The 17,607-nt window shown below is 70.9% G+C and carries 15 protein-coding genes and 1 pseudogene; 6 read left to right on the top strand and 10 right to left on the bottom strand.

Annotation, left to right across the window (positions count from 1 at the left end):
* Nucleotides 1-23: 23 nt before the first annotated feature.
* The 6 genes from JS521_RS11080 to JS521_RS11105 all read right to left on the bottom strand — a co-directional run bounded on the left by JS521_RS11080 (nucleotide 24) and on the right by JS521_RS11105 (nucleotide 4,762).
* Nucleotides 24-248 (bottom strand): acyl carrier protein, encoded by a 225-nt coding sequence (locus JS521_RS11080; protein ID WP_372448572.1) that lies wholly within the window; start codon nucleotides 246-248, stop codon nucleotides 24-26.
* 151 nt (nucleotides 249-399) lie between these two features.
* Nucleotides 400-1,164: an IclR family transcriptional regulator gene (locus tag JS521_RS11085; protein ID WP_205082558.1), complete on the bottom strand. Its 765-nt coding sequence runs from the start codon at nucleotides 1,162-1,164 to the stop codon at nucleotides 400-402.
* On the bottom strand, nucleotides 1,161-1,910 hold the full coding sequence (locus JS521_RS11090) for a thioesterase II family protein (RefSeq protein WP_205082559.1): 750 nt from the start codon (nucleotides 1,908-1,910) through the stop codon (nucleotides 1,161-1,163). The genes JS521_RS11085 and JS521_RS11090 overlap by 4 nt, the downstream gene beginning before the upstream one ends.
* Nucleotides 1,911-1,942: 32 nt before the next feature.
* Nucleotides 1,943-2,866 carry an ACP S-malonyltransferase gene (locus JS521_RS11095; RefSeq protein ID WP_205082560.1) on the bottom strand — a complete coding sequence of 308 codons (924 nt, stop codon included), beginning with the start codon at nucleotides 2,864-2,866 and terminating at the stop codon, nucleotides 1,943-1,945.
* Nucleotides 2,867-3,108: 242 nt separating this feature from the next.
* On the bottom strand, nucleotides 3,109-3,903 hold the full coding sequence (locus tag JS521_RS11100) for a LuxR family transcriptional regulator (RefSeq protein ID WP_205082561.1): 795 nt from the start codon (nucleotides 3,901-3,903) through the stop codon (nucleotides 3,109-3,111).
* A 79-nt stretch (nucleotides 3,904-3,982) separates the two neighbouring features.
* Nucleotides 3,983-4,762 (bottom strand): helix-turn-helix transcriptional regulator, encoded by a 780-nt coding sequence (locus JS521_RS11105; RefSeq protein ID WP_205082562.1) that lies wholly within the window; start codon nucleotides 4,760-4,762, stop codon nucleotides 3,983-3,985.
* Nucleotides 4,763-5,571: 809 nt separating this feature from the next.
* Here JS521_RS11105 and JS521_RS11110 point away from each other — a divergent pair.
* The 5 genes from JS521_RS11110 (at nucleotide 5,572) to JS521_RS36580 (ending at nucleotide 12,110) form a co-directional block, all read left to right on the top strand.
* Complete coding sequence (locus JS521_RS11110; protein ID WP_205082563.1) at nucleotides 5,572-5,961, top strand: 4'-phosphopantetheinyl transferase family protein; 390 nt, start codon at nucleotides 5,572-5,574, stop codon at nucleotides 5,959-5,961.
* A gap of 113 nt (nucleotides 5,962-6,074) precedes the next feature.
* Entirely contained in the window at nucleotides 6,075-8,894 is a 2,820-nt protein-coding gene (locus tag JS521_RS11115) for a non-ribosomal peptide synthetase (protein ID WP_205082564.1), read from the top strand.
* Nucleotides 8,894-9,853 (top strand): NAD-dependent epimerase/dehydratase family protein, encoded by a 960-nt coding sequence (locus JS521_RS11120; protein WP_205082565.1) that lies wholly within the window; start codon nucleotides 8,894-8,896, stop codon nucleotides 9,851-9,853. Before JS521_RS11115 ends, JS521_RS11120 begins: the two co-directional genes overlap by 1 nt.
* Before the next feature lie 13 nt (nucleotides 9,854-9,866).
* Nucleotides 9,867-10,301, top strand: a complete 435-nt coding sequence (locus JS521_RS11125; RefSeq protein ID WP_205082566.1) for a nuclear transport factor 2 family protein — start codon at nucleotides 9,867-9,869, stop codon at nucleotides 10,299-10,301.
* 159 nt (nucleotides 10,302-10,460) lie between these two features.
* On the top strand, nucleotides 10,461-12,110 hold the full coding sequence (locus JS521_RS36580; protein WP_307847841.1) for a DUF2637 domain-containing protein: 1,650 nt from the start codon (nucleotides 10,461-10,463) through the stop codon (nucleotides 12,108-12,110).
* A gap of 862 nt (nucleotides 12,111-12,972) precedes the next feature.
* On the opposite strand, the pseudogene JS521_RS11135 reads toward JS521_RS36580, so the two are convergent.
* Nucleotides 12,973-13,389, bottom strand: a pseudogene (locus JS521_RS11135) (transposase); the annotation flags it as partial.
* 99 nt (nucleotides 13,390-13,488) lie between these two features.
* Between JS521_RS11135 and JS521_RS11140 the strand changes: the two are divergent.
* Entirely contained in the window at nucleotides 13,489-14,790 is a 1,302-nt protein-coding gene (locus tag JS521_RS11140; RefSeq protein WP_205082567.1) for a HEAT repeat domain-containing protein, read from the top strand.
* A gap of 664 nt (nucleotides 14,791-15,454) precedes the next feature.
* Here JS521_RS11140 and JS521_RS11145 read toward each other — a convergent pair.
* From JS521_RS11145 to JS521_RS11155, 3 genes are read right to left on the bottom strand one after another with little or no spacing between them, the layout of a single operon-like run.
* A complete protein-coding gene (locus JS521_RS11145; protein WP_239487097.1) occupies nucleotides 15,455-15,949 on the bottom strand; it encodes a hypothetical protein in 495 nt (164 codons plus the stop codon).
* A gap of 54 nt (nucleotides 15,950-16,003) precedes the next feature.
* The gene (locus tag JS521_RS11150) at nucleotides 16,004-17,041 is read right to left on the bottom strand and encodes a zeta toxin family protein (protein ID WP_205082568.1); all 1,038 of its coding nucleotides are present in this window, start codon (nucleotides 17,039-17,041) and stop codon (nucleotides 16,004-16,006) included.
* Nucleotides 17,038-17,331 (bottom strand): hypothetical protein, encoded by a 294-nt coding sequence (locus JS521_RS11155; protein WP_205082569.1) that lies wholly within the window; start codon nucleotides 17,329-17,331, stop codon nucleotides 17,038-17,040. Before JS521_RS11155 ends, JS521_RS11150 begins: the two co-directional genes overlap by 4 nt.
* Nucleotides 17,332-17,607 lie beyond the last annotated feature (276 nt).

The following is a 17,607-nucleotide window of genomic DNA, read 5'->3' on the forward strand; positions in this document are numbered from 1 at the left end:
CCCAATCCACCGACGGGGACCGACTACCAGCCGGCCGACTCCGAGACGACCCCGTAGACGCCCTTCAGGTTCACCATGCGCGGCAGTTCGCTCTGGTTGATGACGACCTTGAACTCCTTCTCCAGGGCGGCCAGAATTTCAATGGCGCGCAGGGAGTCGGCGTTGTGGTCCTCCTTGAAAAGACTGACCTCGGTAACCTCGTCCTCCTCGATCTCAAGAATGTCGCAGACGATTTCCTTGATGGTCACGAGACGCTCATCACGGATTGCAGTGGACACGCTGATACCCCTTTTCCGGTGTGCTGCCACATCGTTGTGCAGCAGGAAGTGGAATGAATACTGTCGGCGCCATTCACCGGCCACAACAGCCCTTGCAATAAGCTGCCATCGCCCGCTTCTCTCAGCGCGTCGTGGCAGCCTCGGGAACGAATTCGGCATGCGCGCGCCGCAAGGTGTCGCCCAGCACGGCCGCCGCGTCGACCAGCGAGCTGCCGAGCAGACGCCGGGGCCGCTCGCCGACCCGCGCGGCCGGCCCGGAGAGCGCCAGGGCCGCCATCACACGGCCGATCCGGAGCTGGACGGGCACGGCGCAGGTGAGGGTGCCGCCCGCCGCGGTGTCCGGGCCGAACGCCCAGTACCGCTGCCGCACCGCCGCCAGTTGGGCGGCCGTGAACCGGGCGCCGCGCAGTCCTTCGTACAGCTGCTCCGGCTCCTCCCAGGCCAGCAGCACCTGGGCGACGGGTCCGGAGGTGAGAGGGAGGCAGGCGCCGACGGGGACCGGATCCTTCGACGGGCGGGCCGGGGAGGAGGCGACGCAGACCTGCCGGCCTCCGCGCCGCCGGAAGAGGCGGGCGTCCAGACCGGTGTCCGCGGCGAGCCCGTCCAGCACCGGGAGGGCCGCCTGGACCAGCCGGTCCTGTTGCGCCTCGACGGAGAGGCTGCCCAGCCGCGGCCCGAGGACGAACCGGCCCTCGAAGTCCCGGGTGAGCAGCCCCAGACGTTCCAGCGCGACCGCGATCCGGTGGGCGGTGGGCCGGGCGAGCCCGCTGCGCTCGACGAGTTCCGCCAGGGACACCGGGCCGTTCTCGATCACGCTCAGGACGGTCGACGCCTTGTCGAGCACCCCGACCCCGCTGCGGGGAAGCGGCCGGGGCGGGGCGGTCATCTCCACTGCGCCAGCCGCGCGCGGATGTCCGCGACCAGTCCGTCGCGCTGGTCGACCAGGTAGAAATGCCCCCCGGGCAGGACCTTCAGCGCGAACCCGCCGGTCGCCACCCGGGCCCATCCGCGTACGCCGTCGATGCCGACGTCGGGGTCGCTGTCCCCGACGTAGCCGACGACCGGGCAGGCCAGCGGGGTGCCGGGCCGGGCGGCGTAGCGCGAGACGATCGAGAAGTCGGCGCGGATGGCGGGCAGGACGAGCTCACGCAGGTCCGGGTCGTCCAGCAGCCGGGTGTCGGTTCCCCCCAGCCGGCGGACCTCCGCGACCAGGGCGTCGTCGTCCGCGAACCCGCCGCGCGGGGTGAGCAGGTGCGGGGCCTTGCGGCAGGAGACCAGGAGGGCGGCCGCCCGGACGCCGTGCCGCTGCTGGAGCCGGAGTGCGACCTCGTAGCCCAGGGAGGCGCCCATGCTGTGCCCGAACAGGACGAGCGGAACGCCTGTGTACGGGAGGAGTTCCTCGGTGACCGCGTCGGCGAGGGGCTCCATCTCGGTGTACAGCTCTTCGGCGATGCGCTCCTGGCGGCCCGGGTAGCGCACGGCCATGACCTCCACGTCGCTGCCGAAGGCGTGCCCCCAGGAGTGGAAGAAGGCGGCCGAGCCGCCCGCGTGGGGAAGACAGACGAGCCGCAGCCGCGGCCGGTCGGGGGTGACGTATCGGCGCAACCAGATGCTGTCGGTGCCAACTGCCATGGTGGATGGGACTCCTCGGTCACGGAGTTGCGTCAGGTGAGGGAGCCGGGGCCGTCCACGGACAGGACCTCGGTCTCCGGGGTGATGCGGCGGATCAGTCCGGCGAGCGTCCGTCCGGGCCCCAGCTCGACCAGCCGGCGGCAGCCGAGGGTGTCGGTGAGGGTCCGCACGCTCTGCTCCCACAGCACGGGCGAGACCAGCTGCCGGGTTCCGAGTTCGGGCCAGTCGCCGTCGCCCGTGTAGGCCGCGGCGTCGACGTTGGACACCACGGGCACCCGCGCGGGAGCGTATGCGGTGTTCTTCCAGGCCGTGCGCAGCGCATCGGCGGCAGGGGCCATGAACGGGCTGTGGAAGGCGCCGCCGACCTGGAGGCGGATCATCTTGGCGCCGATGGAGGGCGCCTGCTCCCCGAGCCGTTCGACGCCCTCGGGGGAGCCGGATACCACCGTCTGGCCGGGACCGTTGAAGTTGGCGGTCCACACCTCGTGTCCCTCCGCCCGTACGGTGCCCGCCAGCGCCTCGACCTCGGACGGGGCGGCGGAGACCAGGACGGCCATGGTGCCCTCGCGCTCCTCGGCGGCGGCCCGCATCGCCCGGCCGCGGGCGGCCACCAGGGCGGCGGCGGCGGGTACTTCCAGCACGCCGGCCGCGGTGAGGGCGGCGTACTCCCCCAGGCTGTGTCCGGCGCAGGCGGCCACCCGTCCCTCGATCGCCCCGGTCCGTACGGCTTCGGCGTGGGCCAGGACGGCGACGGCGAACACGGCGATCTGCGCGAGGTCGGTGCGCCGCAGGTCCTCGGCCCCGGTGCGCAGCAGCAGTTCGGGGACGTCCTCCCCGGTGGCTTCCGAGATGTCCGCAGTGAGCTGCCAGGACGGGGTGTCCCGCCAGGGCAGTCCCATTTCGGGCTTCTGCGTTCCCTGGCCGGGAAACACCAGACCGATCGGCATATCTTTCATGGCCCGCCTTCCGCGCGGTGTCAACCGGGGTGGGGGGGGGGGCCCTCCTAATTCGCCCCCCCGCGCGTCAGCGGCGCACACGGGGGATTGCACGACCGCCGGGGCACAGAGTTCTCCGTGTTCCGGATTCCTGTTTCCCGGGAGATATACAACTGCCCCCGGCGGCGCGCGGCAACGGTACTTTCAGAAAGCTGCCAGACCGCAGGGGAACCCAAGGGCTGTCCCGCAGCGTCCACGGGGCTTCAGGACCGGTTTCCCGGACTTCCGCCGGCGGGCGTGGAAGCCGTGGGCAGCAGGCCCAGCTCGGCAGCGCGGACCCCGGCCTGGAAACGGGAGCTGGCGCCGAGCAGCGTCATGATCTCGGCGACGTAGCGCCGGTAGGTACGCACGGAGACGGCCAGTTCGCGGGCGGCGACCTCGTCGGTGACCCCTGCCCGCAGGGAACCCAGGATCTGCCGGGCCAGCATCGCCCGGTCACGGCCCCCGAAGACGATGCGCTCACCCGCGGGGACCGCGTTGCTCCACACGCTCTCGAAGAGCGTGCGCAGGGTGTGCAGGACGTCGGGGGCGCGGATCAGGGAGGCCCGTCGGCCGACGGCGGACTCGGTCACCACCAGTCCGGTCGCGCCGTCGACGAGCAGTGCCTGCAGCGGCGGCACCTTCGCCACCCGGATCGCCACGGGCCTCTCCCTGCCGAGCTGTTCGCGTACGAACGACTCGTCGACGAGCCGGGTGCTGGACAGCAGCCTGACCGCCACCGCCTCGCTCGCCCCGTAGATGAGGTCGCGTTCCGAGCGCGTCTCGCTGTCGGGCAGTTCGCCGCTCTCCGGCACCCGTGCGTGCACGATGTCGATCGTTCGGGTGGCCGTCGCGATCAGCTGCTCCGCGGCGTCCAGCACGGCGACGTGACCGCCCTCGACGGCGACGATCTGATGCTTACGGGCGCTGCGGCCGCGGTGGATGGCCACCGTGGACTCGATGAGCGATCTCGCCTCCAGCAGCGCCCGCTCCACCTCGTCCGGCGTTTCTCCGGTCAACTCGTTTCCACCATCCCCCGTTGGTGTACTGCCGGCGATCAGGCCGCCTGACGGGCCGTCACCGTTTTAGTCCCGCGCGCTACTCCGCCAGCAGGCCCAGTTCGGCGGCGCGCGCACCGGCCTGGAAGCGCGAGATCGCGTCGAGCTCCCTCATCACTTCCGCGACGTGCCGGCGGTAGGTGCGCAGCGACACGTTCAGTTCGCGGGCGGCGACATCGTCGTTGTGCCCGGCCCGCAGGCTCTCCAGGACGCTGCGGGCGAACTCGGTGCGCAGCCGGGGGCCCAGTTCGAGGTGGTCGGTGAGCTTGCGACCGCGCGACCAGGCGCCCGCGAACAGCAGCTCCAGCGCGCGCACGGCTCCCGCGTCGTTGACGACGGTGGCCTGCGTGCCCGATCCGCCGGCGGCTCCACGGACCAGGGCGTTCGCACCGTCGACGACGACGACCTCCCGCAACTCCCTTTCACACACCCGAATTTCGAGGCGGGGCTGCGGGAGGCGGCGAAGACAGACGAGAGAGGCATCCGCGGCCTGCACACTGCAGAGCACCCGGACCGCCACCGTAGGGCCGATCCGCGCCAGCAGCCGCAGCACGCAGTCGCTGAAGTCGCCGGGCTCCGTCAGCGCCACGCTCAACGAGTGGTGGACGCCGCCGATGAGCCGGTCGAGAGCGCTCTCCAGCGCGGCGACATCCCTCGGCTCGGCGACCTTGGGCAGGGCCGGTTGTCTGCTGTAGAGCGACATGGACGACTCGATCAACGCCTGCACCTGCAGCAATGTCTGCTCCAGGTGAGCGGACCGCTCGTCCGGCTCCGTCAGCTCGACGTCCTCCGCATCGGGTGGATCAACGACCGTTTCCATTATCCAGCGCCCCCTTGAGTAATCAGAATCTTCCCCACGGTCCGGCCGGCAGCCCATCACTATCGGCCACCGGCACCCCCGTAGCGGACACGACCCGATTGCCCGATACATCTGTCCAATCAGAAACTTCTTGACGCAAAAAGCCAGTCAGTTGCCAGCGTGAACACTAGTTCGCCCATTTAGCACCAGTCAACAAACCAGGGCCCGAACGGGCGGCGGTGCCCCCATCGAAGCGTCTTGATTCAAGCCAACGGCACCCACGAGCGCCACGGCTGACAACAAGCTGCACACGCGCCCCGCAATCGAAGGATCCCCCTTCCGCTTAGGTGACCAACGGCAGTCACCCCCTCACGGAGCGCAAGAGGGGTGACCGCTTGCTGTCAACTCGCTTCCAGAGGTGTCGAGTTCACGCCTACGGTCGCCCGGTGACCACACGCCACGCACCACCCCTCCACGCCAGCAGCGCCCCTCCCGCCGGGCCGGCCCCGGTGACGGGCGCCCTGGTGTGGTGGTGGTACGCCCCACCCGGCACACGGACGCGCGCCGACACCGACCTGCTGAACGGTGACGAGCGGGCACATGTGCGACGACTGACGTCGGCCACGGCCGCGGCCGAATACGCGTCCTGCCGTGCAACCGCAAAGCGCATATTAGGGCGGCACTTTCAGGTACCGGCCACCACGATTTCGTTTGGCCGAAACCTCTGTCCCGGGTGCGGGAGCGACAGCCACGGACCACCCAAACTTGTTTATCCTGAAACCAAATTCCGGATCAGCATCTCCCACTCCGCGGGGCTCGGGATGCTGGCCGTGGCCCCCTTCCCGGTCGGCGTGGACGCGGAGGCGGTCCGTGACCTGCCGGTCGCCACGCTCGCCGACGACGTCCTGACCGGCCCCGAGCAGGAGTCCGTACGGGCGGCATCCGAAGGAACCGGCCGGGCCAGGGCGTTCCTGCGCTGCTGGACCCGCAAGGAGGCGGTGCTCAAGGCCGTCGGCATCGGCATCGTCACCGATCTGACCGCGCTGGAGACCCGCGCCTGGGCCCCGGGCCCCGCCGAGGTGGCCGTCACCGCCCCCGCCCCCCGGACCCTCTGGCACGTGGCCGACATCGTGGTGCCCGACGGGTGGACGGCGGCACTGGCCGTGCCCGCGAGCGCCCACCGCGGCTTCACGGCGTGTCAGGTCGCCCCCGGCCGCTGAGCCGGCGCCCGTACCACGGAGCCGCACATCGCCCCGTCAGGTCCCTCACATCCTTACGCCGCCACCCGGGGACGACCTTCCCGGATGCCCTGAGGCATCGGAGACAGACCAGCGTGAACACAGCACCTTCGCAGAGCATCGCCGACCTCCTGCTGAACGCCGCCGAACAGCACCCCTCCACCGGCCCGCGCTACCGCCCGGACGGGGCCGACGCGGAGTTCGTCGACCAGAACCATCCCGAACTGCTGGCCGCCGCCCTCCGGGTGACCGCGGGCCTGCGGGCACGGGGCCTGCGCCCGCAGGACAAGGTCGTCCTCATCCTGGAACGCCCGCAGGACTTCCTGACCGCGTTCTGGGGCGCCGTGCTCGGCGGGTTCGTGCCCTGCCCGACCGCTCCGCTGCGCGGCGACCCGGAGCGCTGGTCCACCCAGCTCCGGCACGTCGTCGCCCTGCTCGACGGGCCGCTGTTCGTCACGACCCGGTCCCTGGCCTCCGAACTGCCCCCGGTGCCGGGGCTCTCCGTCGCGCCGCTCGACGAGCTGGCCGCAGACGGGCCGGCCGTCGACGGACCGGCCGACATCCACCCGGCCGGCCCCGACGACACGGCGGTCCTGGTCCTCACCTCCGGCTCGACCGGCAGCGCGAAGGCCGTCCGGCTCAGCCACGCCAATCTGCTGGCCTCCATGGCCGGGAAGAACGGCACGCACCGGCTCGGCCCCGACGACACCACCCTCAACTGGGTGTCCTTCGACCATGTGGCCGCCCTGCTGGAATGCCATCTGCTGCCGCTGTCCACCGGCAGCAGACAGCTCCACGTCGAAGCCCCCGTCATCCTGCAACAGCCACTGGAGTTCCTGCGGATCATCTCCCGGCACGGCGTCACGATGACCTTCACGCCCAACTTCCTCCTCGGCCTGATCACCGCGTCGGCGGGCCGCCTCCGGGAGATCGCGGAGGAGGACGGGCTCGACCTCTCCCGGCTGCGGCACATCATCAGCGGCGGCGAGGCGGTGGTCCGCAGCACCGGCGAGGCCTTCCTCGAACTCCTGGCACCGTACGGACTCGCCCGCGACGCCCTCTGGCCCGCCTTCGGGATGACGGAGACCTGCGCGGGCAGCATCTACTCGCGGGCCGCCTTCCCCGACGTCGACCGCGGCCGCGAGTTCGCCTCGCTGGGCGGCCCGATCGAAGGAGCCCGGATCAGGATCGCGGGCCCGGACGACCGGCCGCTGCCCGCCGGCGAGGTGGGCGAACTCCAGCTCACCGGACCGGTCGTGACGTCCGGATACCACAACGACCCGCAGGCCACCGCCGACGCGTTCACGGCGGACGGCTGGTTCCGCAGCGGCGATCTGGGGCGGCTGGACGACGGCCGGCTCTCGCTCGTGGGCCGGACCAAGGACAGCGTCATCGTCAACGGAGTCAACCACTTCAGCCACGACGTCGAGACGGCCCTGGAACAGCTCGACTGCGTGGCCGCCTCCTATGCCGCCGCCTTCCCCGTCCGCCCGGCGGGCAGCGACACCGAGCAGTTGGTGATCGCCTTCCACCCCGACGTCCCCGAGGGCGACGACGCCGCGCTGCACCGGGCGCTCACCGCCGTACGCAGCAGTGTGGTGATGCACTGGGGCTTCCGCCCCTCTCTCGTCCTGCCGCTGCCGAAGGACGCCTTCCCCAAGACCAGCCTCGGCAAGATCCAGCGCAGCCTGATGCGACGGCGCCTGGAGGCGGGCGCCTACCGCACGGTGCAGCGCGACTGTTCGGCTCTGTCGCAGCGCATGCTCGGCGGCTACAGCGCCCCCGAGGGCAGGACCGAGGAGGTCCTCGCGGAGATCTACGCGGAGATGTTCGACGCCGGCCCCGGCACGATCAGCGCGACGGCGAGCTTCTTCGACCTGGGCGGCACCTCGTTGGACATCCTCCGGCTGCGCAGCCGGGTCGCCGAGCGTCTCGGGGTCACCGGCCTCCAGATCATCACCCTCATGACGACGCCGACCGTACGCGGCCTCGCCCGCCTCCTCGGCACGGAGTCCGCCCGGGGCCGGGGCGGGGCCGACCGCCCGGAGTACGACCCGGTGGTACCGCTCCAGACCGGCGGCGACAAGACCCCGCTGTTCTGCGTCCACCCCGGCGTCGGCGAGGTCCTCGTCTTCGTCAACCTCGCCACGTACTTCGTCGGCGACCGCCCGTTCTACGCGCTGCGGGCCCGCGGCTTCAACGAGGGCGAGAAGCCGTTCGCGACCTTCGAGCAGATGGTGGACTGCTACGTGGACGCCATCCGGGCCCGGCAGCCGCAGGGACCGTACGCCGTCGCGGGCTACTCCTACGGCGGCGCCGTGGCCTTCGAGATCGCCAAGGTGCTGCGGGCGGCGGGCGAGCGGGTGGACTTCGTCGGCAGCTTCAACCTTCCGCCGAACATCAAGTACCGGATGGACGAACTGGACTTCGCGGAGACCGCGGCCAACCTGGCGTTCTTCCTCTCCCTCATCGACAAGGAGCAGTCGCTCCGGCTGCCCGCCACGCTCCGGCATCTCGCACCCGAGGACCAGGTATCCGAGCTGCTGGCGCTCGCTCCGGGCGAGCGCGTCGCCCAACTCGACCTGACCCCGGAGCGGTTCGGAGCCTGGGCCGACCTGGCCAACCGCCTGACCGACCTCGGCCGCACCTACCGGCCGAGCGGCACGGTGCCGTCGATGAACGTCTTCTACGCCACCCCGCTGCGCGGCACCATCGAGGACTGGCTCGACAACGAACTACGCCGCTGGGACGACTACACCACCGGGGAGAACCGGTACATCAGGGTTCCCGGGGAGCACTACACCCTGATGGGACCGCAGCACGTGGCAGCCTTCCAGTCCGTGCTCCGCAGGGAGCTCGACCGCTCCCTCGCCGACGCCGACGCCACCCGCGCCGCCTCGCAGGGGAGCCTTTGATGACCCGGCCGACCGCCCCGCTCACGGGCAAGAAGATCCTGGTCACCGGCGGTACGGGGCAGGTCGCCCGCCCGGTGGCCGAAGCCCTGGCCGAACGGAACGAGGTGTGGTGCCTCGGCCGCTTCGGCGCACCCGGTGTCGAGGCGGAACTCGCCTCGCGCGGGATCACCACCGTCCACTGGGACATGGACGACACCGCGGGCGACGGCCTCAAGGGCGTCCCCGAGGACTTCACCCATGTGATCCACTCCGCCGTACGACGCGGCGAGGACGGCGACTTCAACGCCGCCGCCGAGGTCAACTCCGTAGCGGCGGGAAGACTGATGACACACTGCCGCACCGCGGAGGCCTTCCTCTACGTCTCGACGGGGGCCCTGTACGCGCGGCAGGAGCTGGACCACCCCTACACGGAGACCGACCCGGTGGACGGGGTGGCCGACTGGCTGCCCGCCTACCCGGTCGGCAAGATCGCGACCGAGGGAGCGGTCCGGGCCTTCGCCCGGGTGCTGGACCTGCCCACCACGATCGCCCGCCTCAACATCGCCTACGGCCCCGGCGGTTACGGCGGCGTCCCGATGCTCTACTTCAAGCGCATGCTCGCCGGTGAGCCCATCCCCGTACCCCTCCAGGGACAGAACTGGTGCTCCCTGCTCCACACCGACGACCTGGTGGCCCAGGTCCCCGCCCTCTGGCGGGCCGCGGGCACCCCGGCGACGCTGGTGAACTGGGGCGGCGACGAACCGGTCGGCATCACCGACTGCATCCGCCACCTGGAACGGCTCACCGGGGTCTCCGCGCGCCTCGTGCCGAGCGAGGTGACCCGCGAGACCTACCGGTTCGACCCCACGCTGCGCCGGGAACTGACCGGCCCGTGCACGGTCGGCTGGCGCGACGGCATCCGCCGCACCCTCGAAGCCCTGTACCCCGAGCACGTCCACGGAAGAACGACGAACGGATGAGGCGGAGGCACTCATGACCCAGACAGCGACCCCGGCCCGCGCAAAGTCGGACCACGGACCACACATCGACCTGATCCACCGCGCCTACCGGGCCTTCGGTTCCCGGGACGTTCCGGGCCTGCTGGAGACCCTCGCGCCCGACGTCGAGTGGATCCATCCCGAGGGGATGGCCGCCTACGGCCTGGGCGGAACGAAGCACGGACACACCGGAGTCCGGGAGTTCCTGGCCCACGTACCGACCGTGCTGGGCGGAATGCGCCTGGAACCGGCGGAGTTCGTGCAGTCGGGCAACCGGGTCGTGGTCTTCGGCACCCGGGAGGTGACCTCCCGCAGCGGCCGTACGGAGACCCTGTCCTTCGTGCACTCCTGGACGCTGAGCGGCGGCAAGGCCGTGCGGATGGAGGACATCTTCGACACCGCCGCCTTCCAGCGACTGATCGAGGGCTGACAGACCACCGGCCGCTCCAGGGAGCCCGACGACGGACTCCCGCCCCTCCCCACGCAACAAAGCTCGCACACATGTGCCAGGCTGTCCCCTCGCCGGGTACAAAGGCCGGGCGCCGGGGCCGGATACGGCCGGGCGCAGAGATCGGGGAGGGGATCGCGCGTGGCCGCGATGCAGCTGACACGCACGCACCGCATACTCATCGGGGTCGTCGTCGCGGGCGCGGTGATCATCGCCGCGATCGGTTTCGCGGGTTCCTACGCCGCCGTGCGCGAGCTGGCCGAGGCCAAGGGGTTCGGCCAGTTCTCCCTGGTCTTCCCGATCGGCATCGACGCGGGCATCTGCGTGCTGCTGGCCCTGGACCTGCTGCTGACGTGGATGCGGATCCCGTTCCCGCTGCTGCGCCAGACGGCGTGGCTGCTGACCGCCGCGACGATCGCGTTCAACGGCGCGGCCTCCTGGCCCGACCCGCTGGGCACCGCGATGCACGCGGTGATCCCGGTGCTGTTCGTCGTCTCCGTCGAGGCGGCCCGGCACGCGGTGGGCCGGATCGCGGACATCACGGCCGACAAGCACATGGAGGGCGTCCGCCTCACCCGCTGGCTGCTCTCGCCGATCCCGACGTTCAAGCTGTGGCGGCGGATGAAGCTGTGGGAGCTGCGCAGTTACGAGCAGGTCATCAAGCTCGAACAGGACCGGCTGATCTACCAGGCCCGGCTCCAGGCCCGGTTCGGCCGCAACTGGCGGCGCAAGGCCCCGGTCGAGTCGATGATGCCGCTGCGCCTGGCGAAGTACGGCGTGCCGCTCGCCGAGACCGCCCCGGCCGGGCTCGCCGCCGCCGGCATCGAGGAGCCGATCCGCACCGCGGTCGAACGAGGCGGTATCAGCGGTGAGGCACCGGTACTGGCGATCGGGCATCAGCGGGTGGGGGAGCGGGACGCCGAAGCTGAGCGCCCCGTCGCCGTGGTGCGCGAGGCCGTGGTGGCCGGGTTCGGCAGCACCGTTCATCAGGCCGCGCCGACGGCAGTGGAGTCGGTTCTCCCGGACGTGGACTACCTGGCGGCCGCCGAGGGTTACGTGGCCCAGCGGGGGCATTTCCCCGACGCTGAACAGTTCGGGCACTTCCTCGCCCAGTACGGCATCGTCGAGCTTTCGACGCGGGAGCCTCTGCCCGGGATGCTGCTGGAACCGGTGCTCGACGAGCTCTGGGGCGCTCACCACGAGAGATTCATCCAGCGCGGCCAGGCCCCGACGATCGCAGAGGACACCGCCACCGGGCCCGGGTCCGACGTCGAGGAGCTGCCCGCATCGGGCGGCGGGGCCAGCGCCTGGTTCGGCTCCGAGCCGAAGGCACCCGTGGAAGCGACGGCGCACGACAAGTTGGAAGACCCGGAGGGACAGAACGGAGCGCCTGGGGACACTGCACCCGATGACGAGCGTTCCAATTCCAGCGCCGTTCCACATGCTGCAGCGGTACCTGGGGGAGCGGCGGCTGCCCGGACGGGGGAGAGGCGCCACGTCGTACAGATGCGGATCCCTGAGGGCGAGGAGACCGACGGCGCGTCGCCCAGCGACGGCCCCCACGACGTAACGCCCGACCGGGAGGAGCCGCAGGGGCGGGAATCGTCGCCGCTGACAGGAGCAGAGCTGGTGGCGGCCCGCTACCTGGAACTCAGCGCCGAGGAGCGTTCCAGGTCGGCCAACTCGCTCGCCCCGCTGCTCGCCGAGGGCACGGGCTACACCGTTGGAACGGTGCGCAAGTACCTGGGAGACATCAAGCGCGCCGAACGACAGGCCGCCGCAGCCAACTGAGGAACCCGTCCTTCCCCCCTCACGGGAGGGCAGATTCCAGAAGTGCCCGCCCCAGCGGGAGAGGCAGCCGTGCCCCTGGTGAGTGACGCCCCGGAGGGACTCACCATCGCTGGAGATCGCTCCCCGGCCACGTCCCGAGTACATGGGCAATGCGTCGGGTTCCCATCGCCTCCTCAGGGCGCGGAAGGGGATTGGAACGATCTGACCTGCAATTTTCCAACCCGCCGACCGGGGGAGAGCCCGAGTCCGTCGCCGCTAGGTGGTGCCGGTGACCCGCAGGCACAGAGCCGCCGACGACGTGAAGGCCGGCCAGGCCGTCGAGAGGCTGTCGCGCTGGAACTTGGAACTTGCATCTCGCCCGTGTTGGAACTCGGTCAAGATGTCTCCGCCACTCACCACACCCCGGGTGCGAACTGGAACCGCTCTGGAGAGCCGCGCAGTGAGAACCGTTCCAACTCACCACGGTCAGGGGCCGTCGTCGGCTACTCACCACGGTCCTTGTTGGAACTCACCACGACCGCCCCTCGCCACCCCTCACATTGCTGCCGAACCGGCCGAGACTGGAGAGGCGCACCGCCCGGCTTTGCGCACGCACTGCGGACGACACCCGGCACCAAGCCTCCATCGAGAGCGGAGTCGCGCGGAGGTGCACCACGAGGGTGTTACCCGCGCCGATCGATGTCAGGGGAGCGGGGGTTGGGGCCGGTGAGGCCAATGCAGTCGCTTCAGGCTGGGCCTGGTGTGACGTTGCCTCTGCCCATAGCCTCCGGGAGCCTCGTGAATAGGATCATGCAGGAGTGCATTGGCTTCTAGGACTGGGGATGAGATGAGGGGCACTATCAGGGCGGCGGCAGCCGCAGCGTTAGCGCTCATGGTCGTTGGATGCTCGTCGAGCGCTGATGGGAAGAAGGACACGGGAATGAGCGACGGAGGGCCGGTGGTCGTACTCACGGGCCAGACGCCGGTGGAGCGTCAACGTGCCGTTCGTCTGCTCGACCACCCACCGCTTGGGCTGCGGGACGAACCCTTTGCCCTGGTTGGCAGGGTTGCGGCGGACGACCTCGACGTTGATGTCCAGCAGAGCGCCGTGAACGATGACCGCTTCCTTGAAGCCTTGGTCGAACAGCACTTTCTCCAGGCGCATCCCACATCGCTCGGCGGCCTGGTCGAGCAGGGCGGTGCCGGCCGCGTTGTCGTGCGCGGAGGCGGCCATGACGACGACGCCGATGATCAGCCCCAGCACGTCGATGGCCAGCCCCCGCTTGCGCCCCGAGACCTTCACTGAGAGGGCCGGGGATCAGCAATGGTGTCCGGCTACCCGACCACAGGCCACCATGGCCTGTGGAGCAGCGGTCGCACGGCACGAGGAGGACAAAGGGTGGACACGCAGGACGCGATCGGGGCCCTGGGCGATCCAGGGCTGTGCGAGGTGGCGCGCGCACGGCTGGCCGCGCAGGGGCGGGCGGCCGTGGGGCCGTTGATCCGCGCGCTGCTGACCACGGACTCTGTCCAGGTCCGCGCCCGGATCGGCGGACTCCTGAACCGGGACATCGGGCCGGATCTGGCCTTCGACGACGTGCTCGAAGCGCTGGCCGCCGCCCCCGACGAGACCTCACGGCGACGCCTCGGCTCCACGTTCACCGCCTTCCACTCGGTGGACCGGTTCGTGGACGCGCTGCGGCATCCGTCCCCGGCCGTCCGCAGCTCGGCCGCCTCCGGGATCCAGTCGGTCTGCATGGTGGCCTTCGGGCGCTCGCCGCGGCCCGGCGTCGACTATGTCCGGGTGACCGAGGCGCTGATTCCGCTGCTCGGCGATCCGGAACCGGACGTGGCTCAGCGCGCGGAGTGGGCCCTTGGCCTGCTCGGGCCCGCCACCCACGAACCGCTCCGCCGGGTGCGCGCGCACGGGCCGGGGCGACTGCGGTCCCGGGCCCTGGCCACCCTGGCCGCGTCCGGCGGCGAGGAGGCACTCTCGGCGGCCGATCGCGCGGCCGTGGAGCGCCTGATCCGCGTCAAACTGCCGCGCGACCGGGCCCGTCCGCTCGACCTGTGCTCCGCTTCCTGGCTCGCCGTGCCCACCGAGGACCATCAGAGCATCGCGCAAGCACTCGGCCTGCACGAGATCCGGCCGGCGACCTTCGCCCTGGGGTACGACATCGTGGCGCACGACACCATGGACGGCGCGGAGTACGGCCGGGTGTACGTGACCCCGGCGGTGGACGGCTGGACCCTCGTGCTCGGTCCGTGGTGCTCACCCGTGGACCCGGAGCGCGCGGCGGACGTGCTCGCCGTCGTCACGAGCCTGAGCCGCCGGTACGGCAGAGCACAGGCCTACTTCTTCGGCGAACAGGGCGGCGGCTCCGGCTGGCTGGTCGCCGAGGGAGGCACCGTGCTGCGCCGCCGCTCCGCGACCGAGCGGACATGCGACGCGGACCTCGCGATGGGCTCCCCCTTGCCCGAGGAACTGACCGCGGGCCTGGAGGAAGGCCTCACGCCCAAGGACTCCGAGGATGACTGGGAGAGCTTCGCCACGTACTTGGCCCCGGTCCTAGCCGGCCGGCTGGGGGTGAGTCCGTTCGACCTGGAGCCCGGAACGCCGGTGAGGGGCGCCGGCTTCACGGCCCTGACCCCGTACGCCCGGGAGCACGGCCGCCCCGCGACCGGGGCCTACGCCATCTGACCGACCCGAGCCGACGCGACACGGCCCTGTAGTCCTAGCCCGGGCTCCAGGGAGCAAGTAACCCGCCAGTGGCTTTCGGTGGGTCAGGCCTCCAGTTTCTCGTCGTCGTACGGTCCGTTGGGCTGAACGAGCGAATCCCCAGATGGGGCGACGAAGAGGACCGGCGGGGCCTGACCGCGCTCTTCTGGTCCACCGTCAACCCGTACGGGACCTTCCGCCTGGAGATGGACAAGCGGCTCGACCTCGCGCCAGCCGCCGCTGTGCCCCACCCCCGCACCCCGGCGGAAACCGCAGCCGTGGAACCGAAAGCGGCACGGCGTAGACGGCGTCCCCCTTCCCTTCAGTTTGACACTTTGGCTCTGTCGATGACGAAGAGCAGCGCTTCTCGGGCGGTTCGGGAGGCGCTGCCCGCGTCGGATATCGATGGCTTCGGACAGCAGTTCGGTGCCGACTGGCAAGACGCCGTGTGCCGCTCGTTTGGGGCCCGGGACAAAAGCGCTGGCTACGGGCGTAGGTGGCGGCCCTCGTCCCGCCGTTGCCGAGTGCTGGCGGGTGCCTCCAGTTCTCATCGACATCGAGATCCGGGCGCGAGTAAGTGCCTCCCGACGGCGTCGACAATCGCTGTCGTGTGACGTCGACAAAGCCGTGCGGGGGATGCGAATGGTCACGGCTGCTGGCCCTCCTGGCCATGGCCGCCCTCGTTCCGGCTGTGGTCGGCCGGGGCCGGGTCGAAGCCCAGCCGGACGAGGGCGGCGCGGAAGACGGTGACGTTCTCGCTGGTCATTGTGTAGGCGATGGCCTTCTGCCAGCTGGGGTGTTCAGGGTCGTACCGGGGCGCGATGGGTGCCTCGGTGTCCGAGGGCCACCAATTACGGCGCACGCCGCGCGGCACCGCCCGAGACAGCGCGATGGTCGGGCCGCGCAGCTCGCCGTTGAACTCCTCGCGCAGCTCCTCGGCGGCCTTGTCGCCGTCGGCGTCCACGACGAGGCAGGCGAAGCGCAGGGCGTTGGTGGGCAGGTCAGAGAGGTACTGCTCGGCACGGTCGACGGTCCAGCCGGTCCTGACGGTGGAGATGGCCAGCTCGGCACCCTGTTGCGCCGCGAGGGCGACCAGCTTCTCGGCGAACGCTTCGTCGGCGCCCTCAATGGTGATCTTCATGGATCTCTCCGGGTCCGGCGGGGGCGGCACTGTCCGGCACCGCCCCCGCGTGGGCTACTTGGTACGGCCCTGGCGCTGTTCGGGCCCTTCCGGGCGGTGGTGCGGCGGGGTGCGTTCCGGTGACGGGCCCTTCCCGGGTGTCGCCGGTTTCCTGGGGGTGGTGGTGCTGCGCGAGCGGGCTGCAGCGGACGATATGCGTGGCGTGCTGGGCCCCAAGGCGGCCAGCAGCGGGGCGGCCAGCCGGTCGATGCGGTCGAGCTGGGGGCCGAAGTCGGCGGGCAGGCCCTCGCGCAGCTTGTGCTGGACTGCGAGGAAGTCGCGTGACTCCTCCGGTGTCCAGGGCCGGTTGCGCTCCCGCTCCACGCTCTGGCGCAGTGCCAGCGGGTCGCGGGCGAGTTCGGCGGCGTCGGCGGCGAAGCGGGGATCGGAATCCCCACGCCGGAAGACGCCTCCCACGTCCAGGAGCCCTTCGCGCACGATGACCTCGCAGGCGACCGGGATCCCGGTGAAGGAGGCCTGCGCCTTCTCCGGCACGGTCAGGCGCCCCTGCCCGCGGTCGACGAGCTGCTCGTGGTAGCGGTTCAGAACGCCCTGATCGCTCTGCGCCTGCGACACAGCCAGGACGAATCCCTCGATACGGGTGCCCACGTTCCGGTAGCTGCGCATGGTCTCGGCCAGGAACTGGGGGTCCATGGCGATCTCCTGGACCAAGGCGTTGAGCTTCCGGCCTCCGGATAACGGGTCCTCGCCCCGGACGAACTGCTGCGCCTGCTTCATCCAGGCTCGGCCGTCCTGCCCTGTGTAGAGGGTCATGAGGCGGTCGTCCTCGGCCATGAGCCGCGCGTACTGCGGGTGGTAGGGCTTGTAATGGTCGCTGTCGATGTCCGCGAACCCGCCCCGGGCATCGAGTTGTTCGGCGATGAGCTGGGCCACCCGCGTCTTGCCCGCGCCCGGCTGCCCGAGCAGGAAGACGGCAGTGGCCGGGTCCTGCGGGATCGGGCCGGTCAGCAGGTCCCGCACGATGTCCATGACGAAAATGCGCCGGTTCTCCTCCGCCGGCAGCTGATAGCGAGCGGCGTCGTCCTGGCTCACGCGCCGGTCTCCGTCAGCTCCCGCAGCTTGGCGGCGTAGGCGGCCCGCACCCGGGCGACGTTCTCGGTGTCCTCGGCCCGCAGCGCCTTGCGTACCTGCTGGCACTCCGTGCGCAGTGTTCGGTACTCGGTGATCAGCTCCTGCGAGACCGGCGGGTTCTCGGCCTCGGCGATCAGGGCGGAGTAGGCGGCGACCACGCCGTTGATCGCCTCGATCGCCGCCTCGTAGGCGACGGACTGCTCGGAGTTCCAGACGTGCGGGCGAAGGTTGCTGATCACAGGGTCGGTCATCTCGTTCCCTCCGGTGGATTCTTGCCCTTTTCTTCTTGTTCTACATGCGAGTCTGCCGGGGGAGGAGGTCGATGTCTAGCTCCCGCAGAATTTGGTCAGAATTCTAGACATGATCGCGAGTGACGTGGCGGACCGGTGCATCTCAGCTCGGATAATGTGCCGTATCCGACGTCAGGGGGGGGGGGGGGGGGGGGGGGGGGGGGGGGGGGGGGGGGGGGGGCGGGCCGGCCGGGGGGGGGGGGGGGGCCGCGGGGGGGCGGCCCGCGCGGGCGGGGG

Source organism: Streptomyces durocortorensis, assembly GCF_016901035.1.
GTDB classification, from domain to species: domain Bacteria; phylum Actinomycetota; class Actinomycetes; order Streptomycetales; family Streptomycetaceae; genus Streptomyces; species Streptomyces durocortorensis.

What these genes read in the sequence shown, in the direction of transcription:
- JS521_RS11090 (WP_205082559.1), bottom strand. Translation starts at nt 1,910, where the DNA reads ATGGCAGTTGGCACCGACAGCATCTGGTTGCGCCGATACGTCACCCCC.
- JS521_RS11125 (WP_205082566.1), top strand. Translation starts at nt 9,867, where the DNA reads ATGACCCAGACAGCGACCCCGGCCCGCGCAAAGTCGGACCACGGACCA.
- JS521_RS11095 (WP_205082560.1), bottom strand. Translation starts at nt 2,866, where the DNA reads ATGAAAGATATGCCGATCGGTCTGGTGTTTCCCGGCCAGGGAACGCAG.
- JS521_RS11105 (WP_205082562.1), bottom strand. Translation starts at nt 4,762, where the DNA reads ATGGAAACGGTCGTTGATCCACCCGATGCGGAGGACGTCGAGCTGACG.
- JS521_RS11120 (WP_205082565.1), top strand. Translation starts at nt 8,894, where the DNA reads ATGACCCGGCCGACCGCCCCGCTCACGGGCAAGAAGATCCTGGTCACC.
- JS521_RS11145 (WP_239487097.1), bottom strand. Translation starts at nt 15,949, where the DNA reads ATGAAGATCACCATTGAGGGCGCCGACGAAGCGTTCGCCGAGAAGCTG.
- JS521_RS11085 (WP_205082558.1), bottom strand. Translation starts at nt 1,164, where the DNA reads ATGACCGCCCCGCCCCGGCCGCTTCCCCGCAGCGGGGTCGGGGTGCTC.
- JS521_RS11155 (WP_205082569.1), bottom strand. Translation starts at nt 17,331, where the DNA reads ATGACCGACCCTGTGATCAGCAACCTTCGCCCGCACGTCTGGAACTCC.